Source organism: Enterobacter cloacae complex sp. S2 (assembly GCF_015159675.1).
Lineage (GTDB): Bacteria > Pseudomonadota > Gammaproteobacteria > Enterobacterales > Enterobacteriaceae > Enterobacter > Enterobacter intestinihominis.
This window is the reverse complement of sequence record NZ_JADDTS010000046.1, coordinates 1-3,725: the sequence shown is the minus strand read 5'-3', so window position 1 is coordinate 3,725 and position 3,725 is coordinate 1. Positions and strand designations below refer to the sequence as shown.

The following is a 3,725-nucleotide window of genomic DNA, read 5'->3' as shown; positions in this document are numbered from 1 at the left end:
CATTATTATTGCGTGTTGATGCATCTTCAATAAACAAATCATAATTAGTCGTAAATATATTTATACGTCGAGGAAGCAGACCAGTACGACGGCGTGTCAGTATTTTTTCTAGCGAAGAGATAAAGGCATCATAATTTTCCCTAGTGGCATTAACGTTCGTGATAACAAGGGGAACAAATGGGAGTCCATTATCACGATTCAGCATATATTCATGTGGAAGCCAGACAGCAGTTAAAAAGCTAGCTGCTAGGTCAAAGTATTCCTCTTCCATTTCATCATTAATGAGCTGCTGAAGATCACTTTCGATTGTTCCTAGCACTCTGATCGCGGGAAGCGATGCGCCAGACCCGATAAGAAAATTGATATTAGCCGATTGAAACACTCGCTCAAAGTAGTCTTTGTCACCTTCGTTGCCGTAATACGCTCGGTTAACTGCCATCTGATGCGCCCATGAAGTATTAGGATTAATCTCAGTATGGTCATTTTAACGTTCTACAGGGCACTTTTGCATCAATTTTTCCTCTATTTGACCTCATCTACCTAAACGCTGTTTACCTTGTGCCGCTCTTAACTTTTGGCTTGGGTACAAAGCCGACCTTCCTTCCCCCTCTAAATTAATGAACACATCTAATAAACCCTAGCTAATTACCCCATCTAATCGAATAAATCACTTTGCGTTATGCTTTTCCTACACAACAGCTAAAGGATAACGTCATGCAAACTGTAAAACTGAACAACGGTATTGAAATGCCCCTGCTGGGCTTTGGTGTGTTTCAGATGTCTGATGCCGCTGAATGCGAAAGAGCCGTTATTGATGCCATCGATACGGGATACCGTCTGATCGATACTGCCGCGTCTTACCAGAATGAAACCCAGGTCGGGAACGCGCTGAAACAGACCGGCATCGCCCGTGATGAACTGTTTGTCACCACCAAACTGTGGCTACAGGATACTAATTATGAAGGCGCGAAAGCCCAGTTCGAACGCTCTCTGAACCGACTGCAGCTTGATTACGTTGACCTGTATCTGATTCACCAGCCTTACGGCGATGTCCATGGGGCATGGCGTGCGATGGAAGAACTGCAGCAGGCTGGAAAAATCCGCGCCATTGGCGTCAGCAACTTCCATCCTGACCGACTGGCCGACCTTATCGCCTTCAACAAAGTGGCCCCTGCGGTAAACCAGATCGAAGTTAACCCCTTCAACCAGCAGCTGCACGCCGTTCCATGGAATCAGAGCCATGGCATTCAACCGGAAGCCTGGGCACCGTTTGCTGAGGGTAAAAATGGCCTGTTCCAGCATCCCGTGTTAACGGCGATTGGCCAGAAGTACGGCAAAAGCGTGGGTCAGGTTGTGCTGCGTTGGATCTTCCAGCGAGGCATCGTTTCGCTGGCGAAATCGGTGCGCAAAGAACGCATGGAAGAGAACATCAACATTCTCGATTTTGAACTCAGCTCTGAAGATATGCTGCAGATTGCTGCCCTCGACACTGCAACCAGCGCCTTCTTCTCTCACCGCGACCCGGCGATGGTGGAATGGCTGACTGGCCGCAAACTTGATGTTTAAGTCGCGATAAGAGAGGTTTCATTCAATGCAAAAACGTTATCTGGGTCAATCCGGACTCGAAGTTTCCGCGCTTGGGCTCGGCTGCATGGGCTTAAGCCACGGCTATGGTCCGGCGACCGATACCCGACAGGCTATCGAGCTCATCCACGCAGCGGTTGAACGTGGCGTCACCTTCTTCGATACCGCTGAAGTATATGGCCCCTTCCTCAATGAAGAAGTTGTCGGCGAAGCCTTAAAACCGTTTCGTGACCGCGTGGTCATCGCCACTAAGTTTGGTTTTACTTTTGGCGACGACAACAAGCAGCAGATTTTAAACAGCCGTCCTGAGCATATCCGTAAAGCCGTTGAAGGATCATTACGCCGTCTAAAGACTGATGTCATTGACCTGCTGTATCAACACCGTGTCGATCCGGATGTCCCGATTGAAGATGTTGCGGGTACGGTAAAAGACCTGATAGCTGAAGGCAAAGTTAAACATTTCGGTCTGTCCGAAGCGGGTGCGCAAACCATTCGTCGTGCGCATGCCGTACAACCGGTCACTGCGCTGCAAAGCGAATACTCCATGTGGTGGCGCGAGCCTGAGCAGGAGATCCTGCCGTTACTGGAGGAACTGGGTATTGGTTTTGTGCCCTTCAGCCCATTAGGCAAAGGCTTCCTGACGGGATCGATTAAGCCAGGAACCACTTTTGGCAAGGATGATTACCGCAGCACCGTGCCGCGTTTCGCCGGGCAGGCGATTGAAGCCAATGAAAAGCTGGTCTTATTGCTGGGTGAACTGGCGGCAGAGAAAGGCGTGACGTCTGCACAAATCGCGCTGGCGTGGCTGCTGGCACAAAAGCCGTGGATTGTGCCTATCCCTGGTACCACGAAACTGCACCGGCTGGAAGAAAACCTGGGGGCCGCCGACATCATCCTTTCTCAGGATGACTCGCGGAAGATAACCCAGGCGCTTGAAACGATTAAAATCGTCGGCGAACGTTACTCTCCTGAGCACCAGGCTCGCGTAGGCCGTTAATACCCGGACGGGTCCGCTGCAATTGGCGGACCCGTTATTCCTGGTAGCGAAGTGCATCGATCATCAGCGCAAAAGCAGGCGGATGCTGCTTGCGGCTCGGGTAGTAGAGGTAATATCCGGGGAAAGATGGGCACCAGTCCTGCAGAATCTGAATAAGCTCTCCTGACTTTATATAGTCCTGCACCCTGTCTTCAGGTATACAGGCGATGCCAAAACCGGATAACGCCGCATCAATCCTTTCCGCCTGCAGATTAAAGGTTACCTGCCCCTCCACTCTGACCCGTAACGGTTTCCCTTCCTTCTCAAACTCCCAGTGGTAAAGTCCACCGGCTGTCGGCAGGCGCATATTGATACACCGATGATTTTGTAGCTCGTGCGGCGTTTCAGGTTCAGGATTTGCAGCGAAATAAGATGGCGCTCCTACCACAGCCATTCTCATGTCCGGCCCAATTCTTACCGCAATCATGTCCTTATCCACGCTTTCGCCCAGACGGATCCCGGCATCAAAACGCCCCTCAACAATATCGACAAAGCCGTTATCCACCACCAGTTCGAGATTGATTTCCGGGTATTCCCGCAGAAAAGGCTTTAGCTTCGGCCATACCAGACTTCGCGCGGCATGCTCCCCGGCAGATAAACGGATATTGCCGGAGGCAGTGCCGTTCAGCTGAACCAGCGATTCCAGTTCCTGTTCAAGATCGGCAATACGCGGTTCAAGGCAGGCAATAATTCTCTCACCGGCCTCTGTAGGGGCAACGCTTCGGGTCGTGCGGGTCAGAAGGCGGATATTCAGCCTTTCCTCCAGGGCCTTCATCGCGTGGCTGAGTGCAGACTGAGAAACGCCCAGTTTGCCCGCTGCTTTGGTAAAACTTCGCTCCCTCGCCACCACAAGAAAGATTTGCAGTTCGTTGAAATTTTCTTTGAGCATCGGCGATTTCCTTATGGAGGCATTCCCTTCATCGCACACTCATGAAGGGTGTTCATAGACACAATCATTTTAGCCCCATTACTGACATTAATGATAATTGATATTCTGACCGTATCGAAAATAAGTCTGAATTATCAGTAGGTTTATCATGAAAATACTCGTTGCAGGGGCGACAGGAAGTATTGGCCTTCATGTCGTCAATACCGCTATCAAAAT

At 50.3% G+C, this 3,725-nt stretch carries 3 protein-coding genes and 2 pseudogenes; 3 read left to right on the top strand and 2 right to left on the bottom strand.

Annotated features, from left to right (window positions below):
- Positions 1-439 (bottom strand): annotated as a pseudogene (locus IPZ49_RS19950) (hypothetical protein); the annotation flags it as partial.
- 275 nt (positions 440-714) lie between these two features.
- Here IPZ49_RS19950 and IPZ49_RS19945 point away from each other — a divergent pair.
- Together IPZ49_RS19945 and IPZ49_RS19940 are read left to right on the top strand one after the other, a co-directional pair.
- Positions 715-1,566: an aldo/keto reductase gene (locus tag IPZ49_RS19945; RefSeq protein WP_063146712.1), complete on the top strand. Its 852-nt coding sequence runs from the start codon at positions 715-717 to the stop codon at positions 1,564-1,566.
- A 25-nt stretch (positions 1,567-1,591) separates the two neighbouring features.
- The gene (locus tag IPZ49_RS19940) at positions 1,592-2,581 is read left to right on the top strand and encodes an aldo/keto reductase (protein WP_063146713.1); all 990 of its coding nucleotides are present in this window, start codon (positions 1,592-1,594) and stop codon (positions 2,579-2,581) included.
- A gap of 34 nt (positions 2,582-2,615) precedes the next feature.
- On the opposite strand, the gene IPZ49_RS19935 is transcribed toward IPZ49_RS19940, so the two are convergent.
- Positions 2,616-3,509 carry a LysR family transcriptional regulator gene (locus IPZ49_RS19935; protein ID WP_063146714.1) on the bottom strand — a complete coding sequence of 298 codons (894 nt, stop codon included), beginning with the start codon at positions 3,507-3,509 and terminating at the stop codon, positions 2,616-2,618.
- Between the two features lie 148 nt (positions 3,510-3,657).
- Between IPZ49_RS19935 and IPZ49_RS23245 the strand changes: the two are divergent.
- Positions 3,658-3,725: pseudogene (locus IPZ49_RS23245) on the top strand (SDR family NAD(P)-dependent oxidoreductase); the annotation flags it as partial.

Bases quoted from the DNA above. Each gene is read 5' to 3' on its own strand.
- IPZ49_RS19940 (WP_063146713.1), top strand. From the start codon at position 1,592: ATGCAAAAACGTTATCTGGGTCAATCCGGACTCGAAGTTTCCGCGCTT.
- IPZ49_RS19945 (WP_063146712.1), top strand. From the start codon at position 715: ATGCAAACTGTAAAACTGAACAACGGTATTGAAATGCCCCTGCTGGGC.
- IPZ49_RS19935 (WP_063146714.1), bottom strand. From the start codon at position 3,509: ATGCTCAAAGAAAATTTCAACGAACTGCAAATCTTTCTTGTGGTGGCG.